A 16,138-nucleotide genomic window follows, 5' to 3' on the forward strand; every position below is an offset into this window, starting at 1 on the left:
ATCACTCATCGAATTGATGCTGTCCATGGTCTCAAGCGTGGCACTTGTGAAGCGTTCACGAAGCTGATTCGGCAAGTCCCGGCGGTCGGGAGTGGTGGTGCCGCCGAGCGGTAGTGGTGCCCGGTCGGGGTGCCGAGGTCGACGAGGTGGGTGCGGCCGGGGCGGCATATCGGGCGGGCCGTCCAACCGTCGCCTTCTTTCGCGTAGTTACAGGCCTCACAGAGCCCGGACCCGTTGCGCACACTGGTCTCACCAGACCTCCGCCGTGAGCGGATGTGATCGTGATGTCGGATCGGCGCATCACACCACGGGGTGCGGCACGTCTGATCCCGCAGATCGATCAGCTTTCGCAGGCTTTTCGGGAATGTTCGAGATTGCGATTCCATCGCCGTCAACGACCCCGACTGCGGGCACGAATACACGCGCTGCAACGACGCCTCGGTGTCACGGTCGAGGGCGTCCGCCACCAGCTGTCGCGCGATCCCTGCCGGCACCGGCCCGAACCCCTGAAGCTGCGCCGCCTCGTGACCGCCTGCCAGCAGCGTCTCGTCCGAGAGCACCAGGTTCACCGCCACCGGCACCCCTGACGCCACCACCGAGGCCCCGGTACCGCGGTCGAACAACAGGTCCGCCATCAGCTGACTGCGGGTGCGGCCACCACTCTCGCCGGTCGCGATGAGATTGTCCGCATCCCGACCCAGCGTGGCCTGCAAGCAGACCGCCTGCTCCACCGGCATCAGCACACTCAGATAGGCCATCGAATCCGGGGCCGGACGGGTCGTGACCCGTCGCTCGGACACGGCCTTGCGATGCCGCCGGACGACCGAGGCGGCGTCGAGTTCGACCGCCAGGGCTTTGGCCCGTGCGATCAGGCCGCGGTCGCCGACTCCGTCGAGTGTGGCTGGGTCCGAACACAACCGGCGATCCACGACAGCCCGATCGTTCGCGGACAGGCACGCTGTTTCCCGCACGAGTAGGGTGGCGCGCCACTCGTTCAGCCGCCCGGTCTGCAGCATGGCCAACGTATGCGGCATCTCGTGCACCAGCGCCTGCGCGAACCCCAGATGTCGCCCGCCGCGGTTTGGAGACTCCCTGCGCGCCAACGCAATCTGTGATGCGATACCGCGACCCCACTCGGATTGCGGAAGTTTCCGAGCCCTGCGGTCCGCACGGATACTCGTCGCGACATCGTCGGTGATCACCGCCTGCACCGCACACCCGACCGATTTCAATGTCTCGATCGCATCGAGCAGGTCGATGCCCAATCCCGGATCCCCACTCGCCGCTTCGGCGCATTGCAGTCGCGCCGTGAATGCGCGCAATTCCTCGAGAAGCATTGCCCCCACAATCAACCTCCCCCAAGGTAATTCGATTATATGTTCGATTGTAACTGGAGGCACGAGGCGGGGCAATACCCGAATCGGAATTGGCGGGCTCTACCCAGTTGACGGTCGGGGGAGAAGGTTTCTATCGCAGGGACAGGTCCGGAAAGATGTCGGTGGATTAGGACACACTCCTCACAGACTCGCTGCTGTCCGGGCCTGGCCACGGCCACCGGTGTGCATGAGGTGAATCTGGTGATCAAGGCGGCTGTAGCCGAAGAAGAGGATGAGGACGACTGATGGCTCAGCATCTTCCGAAGCCGCGTACCACGAAGTTGCCGCAGGAGGTGGTCGCTTTCGACGGTCTCGTGGTCTCGGTCGCGACTGCGGCGACCAGAGGTGTGGAGAAGTCGAAGCATGTCGAGCATGGGGGACTGGCAGGACTGACCAGCAAGGTCTCCGTCCAGCAACTGTGCGCGGAGCTCGGCAATGAGGGCCTGCGCCAGGCGGCGATCGATGCCGACCGCACACCGCCGTCGGACGGCACGTTGCGCCGGTGGGCTCAAATTGGCCGCATCCCGCACGCCGACGTCGTCGAGCGTGCGCAACGGCGTGCGGCGATCGAACGCCTCGGTGGCATCGATGCCGTTGCCGCCAGGATCGGGCGGTCCCGCTCCGCCGTCTCCCGATACCGGTCCGGGGAAACAAAGGAGTTGCGTGCCGATGCCGGCAAGAAACTCGAGAACATCAAGGCCCAGGACATCATGAAGCGCGCCGGCGTATTGCGCCCGGACGGAACACCGAAGAGGGCGATCATCCGGGTCAAGGGCGGGGTCACGGTCCGCAACGGTGCCGACGAGGGATACGACTACCGGGTCCGCACCCTAGATTTTGCGAACTCCGATACACCGTTCAGCTGCGACGAATCCCGCGAACTCGCCGCCGCTCTGGTGGGCGATGATCACGCCCGGGTCGTTGCACTGCTCGAACGGCACGCCACCCTCTGCTACCCAGAGAACAAGGGCTTCGACACGTACAGCGAGCAGTTCGGATTCCACTTCGACCACATCGACTCCGTCCACATCGACTGGATCTGACTACCAGCGGATTTGGCCGCGCGCGGTCCAGTTCGTCGCGGCGTTGACGCCCTCGGTCAGGGGGTGTTCGGCCCGCGCAGGGCGTAGCCGAGTTTGTGTAGGGCCCTGCGGAACTTCGGTTCGTGTTCGACGGGGACCGCGAGGTGAGTGCGCGGTCGCGGGTGATGAGCGCAGCGGGTGCGGCATCGGTGCATTCGATCACCCGGGCGTGGCCGTGGTCGGTGAGCTGGGTGGCTCGGCGGGTGACGTCGTCGATGACGGTCCGCAGCGTGCCGGGCAGCTCAGGGCGGTGAGCCGGATCGCCTGCAGTCCGTCATACCTGCTCAGCGCGTCCAGGTCGTCACCGCCCCAGTTGGCGTGGAAGTCCGACCGTGCGCCGGTGGGGTGGAGGTGGTCGAGGTCGAGCAGGCCCAGCGTGCCGGCGTACTCGAACAGCACCGCCATCGTGTAGCGGCCCTCGAGGATCTCTCACCGGTGGTAACCGTCGTAGCCCAGACTGCCGTACTGCGGGTCGACGAGATAGAGCTTCCACAGCGCGCGCTCGCTGCGTGCGACGTTGGGGCTCATGCCTTTCCGTCGCATTGCCGTGAACAGTGAATCCATCCCGATCCACTCTCCAGGTGGGCAGCTTGCCAAAGCCGCAGCGACGGTCTGCCGGCGGGTCCGGGCGGAGGTGAGGACGTTGTGTGCGCGCTGACCCTTGATCTGTTCGATTCGGCTGAACTCGTCGATCACCGCGTGGGTGAGCCAGCGCCGCCACAGTGGGGAGATGGCCTCGGCCGTCGGCCGACGCAGGGCGGTACGGCCCTTTGGGGTCAGCCGCAGGCGCCCGCTCTCGATCGTGGCGAGCCCACCGGCCTGGATGATCAGCGGCCACGCGAACGACGCGATCGGGTCGTCGAGGTAGAAGTCGCCGTGCGCGAGCGTTGTGCCCACGGCAGCGACCGTCGCCGCGGAGGGGCGGTGCGTCTTCTCGCTGCACCGCAATTCACCGGCCGCGCAGAGGTGCAGCACCGCGTGCAGATTCGACATGGCCTCCTGTTCGGTCATTCGTATCCGGTGTTCCCCGGTCGCGCTCGGGGGTGCGGTGTCGCCGGTGTTCATGCTCGTGTCCTCACCTATATCAGCCAGTGGCGGTATGCCTTGATCCACTCGGCACCGTCGGGTGGCGGTGCCGGCAACGGTAGGTCGAGGTTCTCGTCGAGCATGGTGTAGAAGCCGGTGACGCATTCGCTGTCGTTGTAGCAGTCGATCGTCGCCTCCGCCAGGAGTTGGTGCGGGTCGAACCGCTCGCTCGATCACCCCGCGATCGCCGACGCGGCGAAGGCCCTCCAGCGCATCGTCGAGGTGTACGACAACTCGGCAAGGCCCGGCGGCGGCTGCTACCGGGACTTGCCGAATGATGTGGACACCGGCGAAACCTACACCTTGGCTGCGGCGGCGGCGCTCTGCGCCGTGAGCTTCGCGAGCCCGGCGGGGTATGTCCGCTTGCCGAGGAACAGGGCGATGATCGCCAGCACGTACACCAGCGGTGCCAGTTGCAGTGCGCCGAGCAGGCCGAGGCGGTCGGCGAGGATGCCGATGACGAAGGGGCCGGTGGCGAGGCCGAGGACGTTGTTGGTCACGGTCAGGCTGCCGAGGGCGGAGGCCCGCACCGACTGGTGGGTCAATCCCGCGACCATGGCGGCGGTGGGGCCGGACGAGCCGGCGGCGAAGAAGGCGCCGATACCCAGCAGAATCAGCTGGGATGCACCGGTTTCCAGCTGGAGTGCGATTCCGAGCGAGGCCAGCGAGATGGTGCAGTAGGTGATCGCGCTGGTCCACTTCGCGGCCGCGTTGTCGCGGCCGACCCGGTCGGTGATCATGCCGCAGACGATCATGCCGAGGGCGATCAGTAACACGAACCCGGACGCGACCGCACCGGCCTTGTCCGGGGCCATGCCGTAGTAGCGGTTGAAGTAGCTGGGGGACCAGGCGAGCAGCACTGCCGCGTTGAACATCTGCAGTCCGCCGCCGAGGTACGCGCACCACACGGTCGGGTTGGTGAACAGTGTCGACACCGGGACGCGGATCGCGGGTTCGTCGGGGCGGGCGGATTCGGCGGCGTCGTCGGTGGCGGCGTGCTCGGCCAGGCGGCGTTCGGTGACAATCGTGCGGAACGCCAGGACCAGGATGAGTCCGAGGACCGCCATCGCGGCGAACGACCAGCGCCAGCTCAGATGCACGGCGATGACCGCGCCGAGCGAGACGCCGACGACGGAGCCGAAGGAACCGCCGGCCATGAACGCGCCGCTGAGCGTGGAGTGGACGCGTGGCGCGAAGACGCTGAGAACCACGGCGATTCCGACACTTCCGTACGCGGCCTCGCCGACACCGACGAGGAAGCGCGCGGCGAGCATCTGCTCGTAGCTGGAGGCGATCGCGCACAGCAGGGTCGCGACACTCCACAGCGTGGCCATCAGCACCAGGGACTTCACGCGCCCCCAACGGTCGGCCAGCAGGGACAGCGGGAGGGTGAGCAGACCGACCATCAGCGCGACGATGCTGGTGAGGGATGCGAGCTGGGAATCCGTCAGCGCCCAGTCGGCCTTCAGGAACGGGAAGACCGCGCTGAGAACCTGGCGGGACATGTAGTCGGACAGCAGCAACGCGAACGCGAGGACGAAAACGAGCCAGGGGTAGAACGAGGAGCGTCGGGTGCGGCGGTCGGCGGTCGGCGCGGAACTCGACGGGTCGGCAACTGCGATCTCGAGTTCGGACGTGGTGGGATTCGGTCCCATGGATGCTCCTGAGGGTGCGGATGGAGAGGGAGAGAGTGTGGGAGCGGCGTTCAGTGTGCCGGGCGCCGGGACTCGTACGCGTCGAGTTCCTCCGCGAGGATCGGGACGCCGAGATTGCAGGCGTGGATCCCGAGGACGCTGACCATCTCGAGGACGGTGAGGATCTCCTCCTTGGACACACCGAGTTCGAGTGCGGCCCGGATGTGCCTGCGCACTCCCGGCGCGTACATGTGGGTGGCGGCGGCATCGATGGCAATGCTGAGCAGTTCGACGAACTCGGGCGTGAACACCCCACGCTGCACGGGAGTGGCGTTCATGGCCATGAACTGCTCGGTCCACTCCGGATCCCACTGGGACAAGGTGTCCCACAGAGGATTCCAGCTCCCGGCACTCTTCATTCGGTCGAGTGTCGGGGTGGGTATCGGCTCAGCGGTCATGGCGGCTCGTTTCACGGAGAACGAATCGGGTGTGACGCGGGCTACGGCCCGACCCGATAGTGGCCTGCATCACGCTACGTGGCCCGTGAGCCGATTAGTTGCCCCTACGGGACGGAATTCTTTGCATTTCGGGACATCGGTCGCGCGGGCGCCTATCCCGTGGTCTGTTTGCGCCACTCGCGAGGACTCATGCCGAACTGCTGATGGAACCACCGGGAGAAACTGCTCGGCGTCGAGAAGGCGAGCATCTCGGAGATCTCCGTCAACGAGTAACGCCGGCCGGTGACCATGCGTTTCGCGAGTTCGGCGCGGGTGGAGTCGAGGACCGAGGTGAAGGTCTCGCCCGATCTCGCGAGGTGTCTGTGCACCGTCCGGCGGTCGACGCCGAGGCTGCGGGCGACCTGCTCGATCGAGCAGCGCCCGCTCGGCAGCAGCAGTTCGACGAGTTCGCGCACCCGATTGGTGAGGGTCGGTTCCTCCGGTGTGGTGAGCGTGTCGAGGATCTGTTGCGCATAGGACCGCAGCAGCGGGTCGGACAATCTGTTCGGCTCGTCCAGATCTCCCGTGTAGACCAGGATTCCGGAGTACTCGCCGTCGAAGTGGAGTGGCGCGCCGAAGACCTGCCGGTGCGTGGAGTCGTCGGCCGGTCGTCCGTGTTCGAAGCTGACGGACACCGGATGCCACCGCTCGCCCAGCAGTTGCCGCAACAGCTGGTGGGTCACCGCGACCGCCAGTTCGACGGACTGCCGGACCGGCACGGGTTCGCCGGGGTCGAAGCTGATGCGGATCGTCGCCAGGCCGTCGCGCTCGGACAGCCGGATGTGCAGCGCCTCGTTGTACGTGTGCTGGAAGCGGATCAGCATCCGGAGTGCGCTTCGCGCGTCGGGCTCGTCCCGGATGCCGACACTCAGTGGGCCGAGGGTGGACAGGCGCCGCCGCTCGGCCAGCTTCAGCGCGAAGTCCTGGCGACCGGACGTTGCCGCGGACAACTCCAGCAGACGGGCGACCGACGACGCGGGCACCCAGCGGTCCTGCAGGTCCAGCCCGGCCGGGTCGAGTCCGACGCTCGTCAGCAGCGTCACCGGGTCGAGCGACAGTGTGCGGCCCAGTTCGACGAAGCCGGTCAACGCGGCATACCGGGCGAGCGGCTTGGCCATTCGCGTCACCTTCCGTCGCAGGCGTCCCCTCGGCCGGGTGTCCCGAACGGGAAACAAATATGTCCCGTCAGGGTAAGTCTGGATCGCATCCCGTGGCTACCGTTATGTCAGCTGAGTCACAGTCCCGCCGTCCGCAATCTTTCCGAAACGGAGAACACCCATGCATTTCCACGACGACGCCCTCTTCCCCGAGAACCAGGAGAAGCTGGTCATCACGTGTGCCCCGTACGGTCCGGAGTGGGAGCCGGACGATTTCCGCGAGGACCTGCCGTTGACGATGGACGAGCACGTGCAGAAGGCGGTGGACTGCTACGAGGCCGGCGCCACCGTGCTGCACATCCACGTCCGTGAACTCGACGGCAAGGGCTCCAAGCGGCTGTCGAAGTTCAACGAGCTGCTCGCCGGGCTGCGGCAGGCGGTGCCGGAGATGATCCTGCAGGTCGGCGGTTCGATCTCGTTCGCCCCCGAGGGTGAGGGTGCGGACGCGAAGTGGCTCTCCGACGACACCCGGCACATGCTCGCCGACCTCGATCCGGCACCGGATCAGGTGACGATCGCGATCAACACCTCGCAGATGAACATCATGGAGTTGATGACCGCCGACGACATCGCGGGCACCTCGATGCAGCGGCCCGAGCTGGCCGAGGCGTACCGGGAGATGACGGTCCCGGCCGGTCCGGCGTGGGTGGAGGAGCATCTGCGCCGGCTGCAGGCGGCGGGGATCCAGCCGCACTTCCAGCTGTCGAGCATCCCGCAGCTCGAGACGATGGAGCGGTTGATCCGGCGTGGGGTGTACACCGGTCCGCTGAATTTGACGTGGGTCGGTATCGGTGGTGGTTTCGACGGCCCGAATCCGTACAACATCCTGAATTTCGTGCAGCGGGTGCCGGACGGGGCGTGCCTGACCCTCGAGACGTTGATGCGCAGTGTGCTGCCGGTCAACGCGATGGCGATCGCGATGGGTCTGCATCCGCGGTGCGGGAACGAGGACACGATCTGGGGTCGTAAGGGCGAGAAGATGACGTCGGTCGCGCAGGTCGAGCAGTTGGTCCGGGTGGCCGGGGAGCTGGGCCGGGAGGTGGCCACCGGGAAGGAGGCCCGCGACATCTACCGGATCGGCCAAACCTACGCCGATGCCGACGAGACGCTCGCCAAGCTCGGTTACGCCCCGAACCGCCGTCCCGGCCAGGTGGGCTTCACCCAGCACGCCTGACCGGCGCGTGGTTGCTGCCTACCACTTCCGCGCGGTGAGCAGGAGGTACTCCCAGTTCATCACGGTACTGCCGGTGCCGTGATCGAAACGCCGCGCAAGGTCGGCGAGTTCGTGGTCCAGCTGGGCCACCCGGGCGGGGTCGTCGGCGATGTGCCGATACACCGCGATGGTCGGGCCGTAGCGGGTCTTGAAGTAGTCGCGGAAGTCTTCGGGGGTCCGGAACTGATCGATGCGGACGGTGTGCCGGGTTGCCACGACGTCGGTCACCCGATGGCCGAACAACGCCCGGACGTGGTCCTCGCGACCCCACAGCGGCGGCGGCTGCGCGCCGGGAGGGGGCGGGGGTGCGTACGGTTTCATCGTCGCGAACATCTGACCGATGAACCCCTCGGGGGTCCAGCTGAGCAGTCCGATCGTCCCGCCCGGCCTGCAGACACGGACGAGTTCGTCCGCGCTCTCCTGATGGTGCGGGGCGAACATGACACCGACACAGGACATCACGGTGTCGAATTCGTTGTCGGCGAACGGCATCGCCTCGGCGTCGGCTTCGCGCCACTCGACCTCGGCGCCGAGTTCGGCGGCCCGGCGGCGTCCGGCGTCGAACAGTTCCGGCGTGAGGTCACTGGCGACGACGCTCGCACCGGACAGCGCCGCGGGGATGGCGGCGTTGCCGGAGCCGGCCGCGACGTCGAGGACACGGTCACCGGGCCTGACCCGGCTCGCCCGGACCAGGGCGGGGCCGAGGCCGGCGATGATGTCGGTGGCCAGGGCGGGGTAGTCGCCGAGGGCCCACATGGCGCGGTGTTTGGTCTTCAGGTCGCGGTCGGCTCGTACTGCGTCGATCGTGTCATCCATCTCGGTACTCCGGTGGGTCGGCTGTTTCGGTCGTGATCCAGCCTGGCCGGTCGGCGGTACCCGGAACAGGCACCCTCGGGGTGGGTTCCCGCCACCCGGGACGTCACTCCTGGTCGCGGAACTGCGCCGCGAGTTCGCTGCGCGAGCGGATGCCGAGCTTCGCGTAGACGCGGGTCAGGTGGTACTGCACGGTCTTGACGGACAGGAACAGTTCGCCCGCGGCCTCCTTGTTGCTGGCTCCGCCGGCGACGAGTTCGGTCACCGCCCGTTCCTGCGGGGTCAGTTCCTCGAGCGTGAACCGGCTGCGTTTGACGTTGAGACCGCCCGCCTTCAGTTCGCGGTCGCACCGCTGCACGTAGGAGGCGGCGCCGAGCGCGGAATACCCTTCGCGGGCGGCCTGCATGACGGCGTCGGCTTCGCGTCGTTTGCCTGCCCGGCGCAGGGTCTGGCCGTACGCGAAGTTCACCCGCGCGCGGTCGTAGGGGAGGGGCAGGGTGTCGAGTTGGGTCAGCGCATTCTCGAACACGTCCCTGGCGGTGTCGATGTCGCCGCGCGCACCGGCGATGCGGCCGCGGGCGTAGCCGAGACGCGCCATCGCGGACCGGTGCCCGCGCTCGGCGGCCCGTTCCTCGTGCGGGGTGAGGAAGGCGTCCGCGTCGTCGACGTGCCCGGCCATCACGAGCGCGTTCGCGTACACGTCGGGCCACTGCCAGAAGCCGGGCTCGTCGACGCCCTCCCGGGGTTCCAGACGGGTGAGGGGCTCCAGCGCCCTGATGACGGCGGCGTAGTCGGCTTCCACTTCGGCGCACTGGGCGCGCGCCAGGGCGGACGGGATGAACATCATCGGGTAGTCGTGCGAACTCGCGGCGGCGAGCCGGAGATGCTCGTGTGCGGCGGGCCAGTTCCCGCGCAGCGCGTGCGTCTGGGCGCCGGTCCAATGCACGAGGGGCCGGAGGAGGTCGAGCGTGGCATCCTCGAGTTGGTGCGCGGCACGGTCGACGGTGGCGATGGCACCGTTCCAGTCCCCGAGGGCGAACTGTGTTCGCGCCAGCCAGGCTTGCGCCCACAGTGAGATGCGGACCGAGCCCATCCGGAAGGCCGTGGGGACGGCGCTCTCGAGTTCCTGGCGTGCCGATTCGGGATCGTCCAGCGCCAGGTCGAGCCAGCCCCGGGCCATGTCGAAACGCTGGGATTGGGCGCCGAGGGCGATCTTCGCGGACAACGTGTCGTAGGCGGCCCGCGCCTCCGCGATCCGGCCGGTGGCCGCGAGTCCGAGCCCCATGATCGCCGCGGATTCCACCGCCGATGGATCAGCCGAATCGACGAGAGCGACTGCCCGGGAACCCCATTCGACGAGGTCCGGTCCGTGCCAGCGGGCCAGCGAGTCGAGGACGCGCCGCTGGCAGATCAAGGCGGCGGTGGCCGGATCGGTTTCCGGATCGCAGGCGGACCAGGACTGGGTGAGCAGCGCATCGGCCTCGGCGGGACGACCGCGTTGGATCGCGAGGTACCCGAGCACGGCGTCGCGTAACGGGCTTTCCGGGAAACTTTCGATCTCTGGGGCGAAAGCCAGTGCGTGGGAGAGGTTTCCGGTGCCGAGGAGGGCGTCGACGGCGCGAATCAGCCGCTGCTCGCGTTCCCCCCGGTCCGCCGTGAGGCGGCTCGACTTGATCAGTGCGTCCGCGACCGCCGACCACGCCCCGACCGTCGCCCTGCTCGCGGAGTAGCGGTCGAGTTCGTCCGCGAGCGCCGGGTCGGCGAACGGGGCGGCCGCGGCGCGGTGGTCCAGGCGCCTGCCCTCGTCCTCGACGATCCGCGCGGCGTGATCGTGCAGGTCGCGCAATCGGATCGGCCCGAGGTTGTGGTACACGGCGGCGCGGGTGAGCGGCGACGAGAAGGTCAGTACGGTCACGCCGCGGTGCTCACCGGCGGCGAGGAGACCTGCCCGGTGAAGTTCGTCGAGCGCGCCCACCGGGTGTGCGATGCCGGCGAGTGCGGCGGCGTCGGCGAATTTCGGATCCCCGGCCAGGACTGCGGCCGCTTCGGCGAGCGCCCGGGCCTGCGGGGAGGCCTCCGACAGCAGCGACCGTACCTTCGCCGCGAACGTGTGCGGCACCGGGAGGACCGCCTGCCAGCGTCCCCACAGAACAGGATCGACCTCCTGGAGGAGTTGCGTGAGGTGCCGCGGGTTCCCGGCCGTGTGCTGGACCAGCTGGTGCGCGACCGGGGTGGGAAGGTCGACGTGCGCGAGGCTGCTCGCGAGGGCGCGAGCGTCGGACGCGTCGAGTGGGCGGACGCGAACCCGATGGCGACTGTGCCGGTCGAGAACATCGAGGACGTCCGCGGGAACACCGTCGGGCGGATCCGGGTTCGTGACGAGGACGATCAGCCCCGGGCGGTCGAGTAGATGCACGGCGGAGGTCAGCGACTGCAGCGACGCCAGATCTGCCCAGTGCGCGTCGTCGACCACGACGACGAACGGCGCGTCACCGGCGCGGGGAGCCACCGCCGTGACGAATTCACGGGCGACGTCGAGAGGTTCCTGCGACGTGACGGCCGCACCCAGGAGCTGCTCGGCGACTCCGAAGGGACGGCTCGACGCCCACGGGGCACACACCGCGGAGAACACGGGCACGTCGGAATGCGCGGCGATGAAGTGTTCCACCAGAGTGGTCTTGCCGATGCCCGGCACGCCTTCGACGACCACGACGACGGGCGCACTCCGGGCGGTCTCGTGCAGGGCCGCCTCGAGTTCGGCGAGCTCGCGGGAACGTCCGACGAACTCGATAGTCCCTGGGTCACTCACGTCACTCACCGTATCGCGACGCGCTATTTCGGCGTCTTCCTGGCGAAAATTGGGAACGCTTGTAACGTGAGGTCAGAAGCTGCTGGTCAGAGCGAACACGAGTCGAAGGATTCGGTGAATTCATGACGGAGGCGAACTCCACGAAGCTGGAGCGGGTGGCGATCCGCTTTGCCGGAGATTCGGGCGACGGTATGCAGTTGACCGGCGACCGGTTCACGTCGGAGGCGGCGGCGTTCGGCAACGACCTCGCCACCCAGCCCAACTTCCCCGCCGAGATCCGGGCGCCGCAGGGCACGCTGCCCGGTGTGTCGTCGTTCCAGATCCAGATCGCGGACTACGACATTCTCACGGCCGGCGACCGCCCGGACGTCCTGGTCGCGATGAATCCGGCGGCGTTGAAGGCGAACGTGGCCGACCTGCCGCGCGGCGGCATGATCATCGTGAACACCGACGAGTTCACCAAACGGAATCTCGCGAAGGTCGGGTACGCCACGAGTCCGCTCGACGACGACTCCCTCGCGGACTACGTGGTGCATCCGGTGGCGATGTCGACACTGACCTCGGGTGCGGTGGAACCGGCCGGGCTGAGCCGGAAGGACGCCGAGCGGGCGAAGAACATGTTCGCGCTCGGCCTGCTGTCCTGGATGTACAACCGCCCCACCCACGGCATCGAACGGTTCCTGCAGGTCAAGTTCGCGGAGAAGCCGCAGATCGCGGAGGGCAACCTGCTCGCGTTCAAATCCGGGTGGAACTACGGGGAGACGACGGAGAGTTTCGCGACGACATACGAGGTGTCGGCGGCGACGCTCCCACCGGCCACGTACCGCCAGGTCACCGGGAACACGGCCCTCGCCTACGGGGTGGTGACGGCGGGGCAGCTGGCGTCGCGGGACGTCTTCCTCGGCACCTACCCGATCACCCCGGCGTCGGACATCCTGCACGAGCTGAGCAAGCACCGGAATCTCGGCGTCACCACGTTCCAGGCGGAGGACGAGATCGCCGGGATCGGCGCGGCGCTGGGCGCGTCGATCGGCGGTGCGCTCGGGGTGACGAGCACATCCGGGCCCGGGCTGGCGCTCAAGAGCGAAGCGATCGGGCTGGCGGTGATGACCGAGGTTCCGCTGCTCGTCATCGACGTCCAGCGCGGCGGTCCGTCCACCGGTCTTCCGACGAAGACCGAGCAGTCGGATCTGTTGCAGGCGATGTACGGGCGCAACGGCGAATCGCCGGTGGCCGTGATCGCACCGTGCTCACCCGCGGACTGTTTCGGCGCGGCGGTCGAGGCCGCCCGGATCGCGTTCACGTACCACACCCCGGTGCTGTTGCTGTCGGACGGTGCCATCGCGAACGGAAGTGAACCGTGGGCCGTCCCGGACGTGTCCGCACTGGACCGGATCGATCCCGGTGTCGACACGGCACCGCCGGTCGACGGCGAGTTCGCACCGTACGTCCGCAACCGGGAGACGCTCGCGCGCGCCATGGCGGTGCCGGGAACTCCCGGGCTCGAACACCGCATCGGCGGTCTCGAGAAGGCCGACGGCAGCGGCGACATCTCCTACGATCCCGCCAACCACGACCTGATGGTCCGGTTGCGTCAGGCCAAGATCGACGGAATCGCCGTTCCCGACGCCGTCGTCGACGACCCGTCGGGGGAGGCCGACCTGCTGCTGGTCGGGTGGGGCAGTTCGTACGGGCCCATCGGCGAGGCCTGCAGGCGCGCTCGCCGAGAGGGCAAGAAGGTTGCCCACGTGCACGTGCGCAACCTGAACCCGCTGCCCGCAAACCTCGGTGCGGTGCTGCGCAGTTACGGGACCGTCGTCGCCCCGGAGATGAATCTGGGACAACTCGCGATGATCCTCCGGTCGCGGTTCCTCGTCGACGTGCAGTCGGTGACCAAAGTGAAGGGCCTCGCGTTCCTCGGCGACGAACTGCACGAGGTGATCGATTCCGCGCTGGCCGGGACGCTGCGGGAGCACGAACTCGCGAAGACGTCCGACGCGCTCGCGTCGGCGACCTATCGATCGACCGGACCCCGGCAGGAGGAGTCGGCGTGACGCGGATGATCAGTCGTGTCGGTGCGGATCTGGGACTGAGTGCCACGGCGCACGTGCCCCGGACCGACGAACCGCAGAAGGCGAAGGACTTCACGTCGGACCAGGAGGTCCGCTGGTGTCCGGGGTGCGGAGACTACGTCATTCTCGCGACGATCCGAAGTTTCCTGCCCGAGTTGGGACTTCGACGCGAGAACCTGATGTTCGTCTCCGGCATCGGATGCTCGAGCCGGTTCCCGTACTACCTCGACACGTACGGTCTGCATTCGATCCACGGCCGCGCGCCCGCCATCGCGACCGGTCTCGCGGTGACGCGTCCGGACCTGTCGGTGTGGGTGGTGACCGGCGACGGCGACGCACTGTCGATCGGCGGCAACCATCTCATCCACGCCCTGCGCCGGAACGTCAACCTGACGATCCTGCTGTTCAACAACAGGATCTACGGGCTGACGAAGGGCCAGTACTCGCCGACGTCGGAGGTCGGGAAGATCACCAAGTCGACGCCGCTGGGGTCGGTGGACCACCCGTTCAACACGCTGTCCCTCGCGCTGGGCGCCGAGGCGACGTTCGCGGCCCGCGCAATGGACTCGGACCGCAAGGGGCTGACGGAGGTGCTGCGGCAGGCGGCGGCCCACCGCGGCACGTCCTTCGTGGAGATCTACCAGGACTGCCCGATCTTCAACGACGGCTCGTTCGACGTCCTGCGCAAGGACGGTGCGGAGCAACGCCTGATCCCGCTGACCCACGGCGAGCCGATCGTGTTCGGCGGTTCAGGCGAATACTGCGTGGTCCGATCGGGTTTCGGTCTGAAGGTGGTCGCGACCGACGACGTCAACCGGGACGAGATCGTGGTGCACGACGCCCACACCGACGACCCCGACTACGCCTACGCTCTGTCGCGGCTGTCCGATCAGGATCTGACGCACACCGTGACGGGTGTGTTCCGCAGCGTCGCGCGGGACACGTACGACGACATGGTGCGCCTGCAGAACGAGATCGCCCGCGAGACGGACCCGGTCGACGACGGTTCGCTGCAGAGGTTGCTCACCGGTCACGACACCTGGACGGTGGAGTAGGACTCCTCGCTCGTGGTCGCAACCGTATTCCGTTGGCGCGGGACGAAGAACGTCACGATCCCGCCCAGGACGGCGATACCCGCGAAGACGTAGAACGCCACCTGGCTGCTGATACCGGCGCTGATCAGCGCGCCGCCGATCAGCGGGCCGAAGATGCCGCCCAGCCGGCCGAACCCGGCGCACCAGGCCACGCCGGCGCCGCGCGCGGACGTCGAATAGTAGTTGGAGACGAACCCGTAGATCAGGACCTGGGTGCCGATGGTGCCGACTCCGGCGACGGCGACGGACGCGAGCAGCACCGGAAGCGGGAAGCCGAGCGTCAGGAGGATCAGGGCCAGCGCGGCGAGACCGAACGTGGTGGCGACGACGCGTTGCGGTCCGATGCCGTCGGCGACCTTCGACGCGATCAGGCCGCCGAGGATGGCGCCGCCGTTGAGGACGAGCAGGAACGACAGCGACCCCTTCGCGTTGAAACCGGCGTCTTCCATGATCTTCGGAAGCCACGTGTTGAGGCCGTAGGTGAGCAGCAGGCCGGAGAAGCTCATCAGGCCGAGAAGCGCGGTGCCCCAGGCGTAACGGCGCGTCGCGAGTGCTGCGAAGCCGACCTTCTCGGCCGACGCCCGTTCCGCGGCGATCTCTTCGGCGCCGGGCATCGGGATGCCCGTCCGTTCGGAGATGCGACGGGCCTTGTCCTCCTGCCCGCGGGCGACGAGCCACTTCGGTGACTCCGGCAGTTTCGCCACCGCCAGCGGAAGGAGGATCACGATGGGCAGTGCGCCGATCCAGAAGAGACCGCGCCACCCGATCGTGTCGCGCAGGACGATCGCGAGGAGGGAGGCGAGCACACCGCCGGCGGGGACGCCGCTGTAGACGATCGCGTTGTACAGGTTCCGCTTTCCGGGAGGGGCGAACTCCGCCACCATCGCGCCCGCGGTGGCGACGAGGCCCCCGACGCCGATGCCGGTGAAGAACCGCAGCAGGCCGAACATGGTGACGTTCGTGGCCAGCGCGGCGAGCCCCATCCCGACGGAGAACCATGCGATGTTGACGAGCATCATCCGGCGCCTGCCGAGGTAGTCGCCGACCGCGCCTGCGGTGAGTGCGCCCACCATGACGCCGATCAGCGCGTACGAACCCAGCGCACCGGCCTGCTGGGCGGAGATCACGCCGAGTTGGCCGGGATCGTTCATCAACGTCGGGAGGATGGTGCCGTACACGACGAGGTCGTAGCCGTCGAAGATGATCGCGATCGTGGCGATCGCGACGATCCAGGTGACGGCGCTTCGGTGCCTCGGACTTGCCCAGGTGCCGGGGGTGGATTGAGTCATGGTCATCTCCGCTCGG

Annotated in this window: 13 protein-coding genes; 4 read left to right on the plus strand and 9 right to left on the minus strand. The window is 67.8% G+C overall.

What is annotated here, in order from left to right; genetic code table 11:
• Window positions 1–5: 5 nt before the first annotated feature.
• Window positions 6–1,337 carry an HNH endonuclease gene (locus ACFTZB_RS01605; RefSeq protein WP_378429816.1) on the minus strand — a complete coding sequence of 444 codons (1,332 nt, stop codon included), beginning with the start codon at window positions 1,335–1,337 and terminating at the stop codon, window positions 6–8.
• A 284-nt stretch (window positions 1,338–1,621) separates the two neighbouring features.
• On the opposite strand from ACFTZB_RS01605, the gene ACFTZB_RS01610 reads away from it, so the two are divergent.
• Window positions 1,622–2,419: a hypothetical protein gene (locus ACFTZB_RS01610; protein ID WP_378429796.1), complete on the plus strand. Its 798-nt coding sequence runs from the start codon at window positions 1,622–1,624 to the stop codon at window positions 2,417–2,419.
• Window positions 2,420–2,617: 198 nt separating this feature from the next.
• Here ACFTZB_RS01610 and ACFTZB_RS01615 read toward each other — a convergent pair whose 3' ends face one another.
• The 5 genes from ACFTZB_RS01615 to ACFTZB_RS01635 form a co-directional block, all read right to left on the minus strand.
• Window positions 2,618–2,863: a hypothetical protein gene (locus ACFTZB_RS01615; RefSeq protein WP_378429797.1), complete on the minus strand. Its 246-nt coding sequence runs from the start codon at window positions 2,861–2,863 to the stop codon at window positions 2,618–2,620.
• Between the two features lie 24 nt (window positions 2,864–2,887).
• Window positions 2,888–3,523 carry a hypothetical protein gene (locus tag ACFTZB_RS01620; RefSeq protein ID WP_378429798.1) on the minus strand — a complete coding sequence of 212 codons (636 nt, stop codon included), beginning with the start codon at window positions 3,521–3,523 and terminating at the stop codon, window positions 2,888–2,890.
• Between the two features lie 317 nt (window positions 3,524–3,840).
• The gene (locus ACFTZB_RS01625; protein WP_378429799.1) at window positions 3,841–5,199 is read right to left on the minus strand and encodes an MFS transporter; all 1,359 of its coding nucleotides are present in this window, start codon (window positions 5,197–5,199) and stop codon (window positions 3,841–3,843) included.
• 50 nt (window positions 5,200–5,249) lie between these two features.
• Window positions 5,250–5,636, minus strand: a complete 387-nt coding sequence (locus tag ACFTZB_RS01630; protein WP_072946305.1) for a carboxymuconolactone decarboxylase family protein — start codon at window positions 5,634–5,636, stop codon at window positions 5,250–5,252.
• 152 nt (window positions 5,637–5,788) lie between these two features.
• Window positions 5,789–6,793 carry an AraC family transcriptional regulator ligand-binding domain-containing protein gene (locus tag ACFTZB_RS01635; RefSeq protein WP_378429800.1) on the minus strand — a complete coding sequence of 335 codons (1,005 nt, stop codon included), beginning with the start codon at window positions 6,791–6,793 and terminating at the stop codon, window positions 5,789–5,791.
• Between the two features lie 160 nt (window positions 6,794–6,953).
• On the opposite strand from ACFTZB_RS01635, the gene ACFTZB_RS01640 reads away from it, so the two are divergent.
• Window positions 6,954–8,006, plus strand: a complete 1,053-nt coding sequence (locus tag ACFTZB_RS01640) for a 3-keto-5-aminohexanoate cleavage protein (protein WP_378429801.1) — start codon at window positions 6,954–6,956, stop codon at window positions 8,004–8,006.
• An 18-nt stretch (window positions 8,007–8,024) separates the two neighbouring features.
• Here ACFTZB_RS01640 and ACFTZB_RS01645 read toward each other — a convergent pair whose 3' ends face one another.
• Complete coding sequence (locus tag ACFTZB_RS01645) at window positions 8,025–8,861, minus strand: class I SAM-dependent methyltransferase (protein ID WP_378429802.1); 837 nt, start codon at window positions 8,859–8,861, stop codon at window positions 8,025–8,027.
• 103 nt (window positions 8,862–8,964) lie between these two features.
• Window positions 8,965–11,667: an AAA family ATPase gene (locus tag ACFTZB_RS01650; protein ID WP_378429803.1), complete on the minus strand. Its 2,703-nt coding sequence runs from the start codon at window positions 11,665–11,667 to the stop codon at window positions 8,965–8,967.
• Window positions 11,668–11,789: 122 nt separating this feature from the next.
• Here ACFTZB_RS01650 and ACFTZB_RS01655 point away from each other — a divergent pair, with 122 nt between their 5' ends.
• Both ACFTZB_RS01655 and ACFTZB_RS01660 read left to right on the plus strand, forming a co-directional pair.
• On the plus strand, window positions 11,790–13,721 hold the full coding sequence (locus ACFTZB_RS01655; RefSeq protein WP_378429804.1) for a 2-oxoacid:acceptor oxidoreductase subunit alpha: 1,932 nt from the start codon (window positions 11,790–11,792) through the stop codon (window positions 13,719–13,721).
• 5 nt (window positions 13,722–13,726) lie between these two features.
• Entirely contained in the window at window positions 13,727–14,794 is a 1,068-nt protein-coding gene (locus ACFTZB_RS01660; RefSeq protein ID WP_378429817.1) for a 2-oxoacid:ferredoxin oxidoreductase subunit beta, read from the plus strand.
• On the opposite strand, the gene ACFTZB_RS01665 is transcribed toward ACFTZB_RS01660, so the two are convergent.
• Window positions 14,770–16,122 carry an MFS transporter gene (locus ACFTZB_RS01665; protein ID WP_378429805.1) on the minus strand — a complete coding sequence of 451 codons (1,353 nt, stop codon included), beginning with the start codon at window positions 16,120–16,122 and terminating at the stop codon, window positions 14,770–14,772. The genes ACFTZB_RS01660 and ACFTZB_RS01665 overlap by 25 nt on opposite strands.
• Window positions 16,123–16,138: the final 16 nt, after the last annotated feature.

Origin of the sequence: Rhodococcus sp. NPDC057014 (assembly GCF_042673295.1) — a bacterium.
Classification (GTDB): Bacteria; Actinomycetota; Actinomycetes; order Mycobacteriales; family Mycobacteriaceae; genus Rhodococcus_F.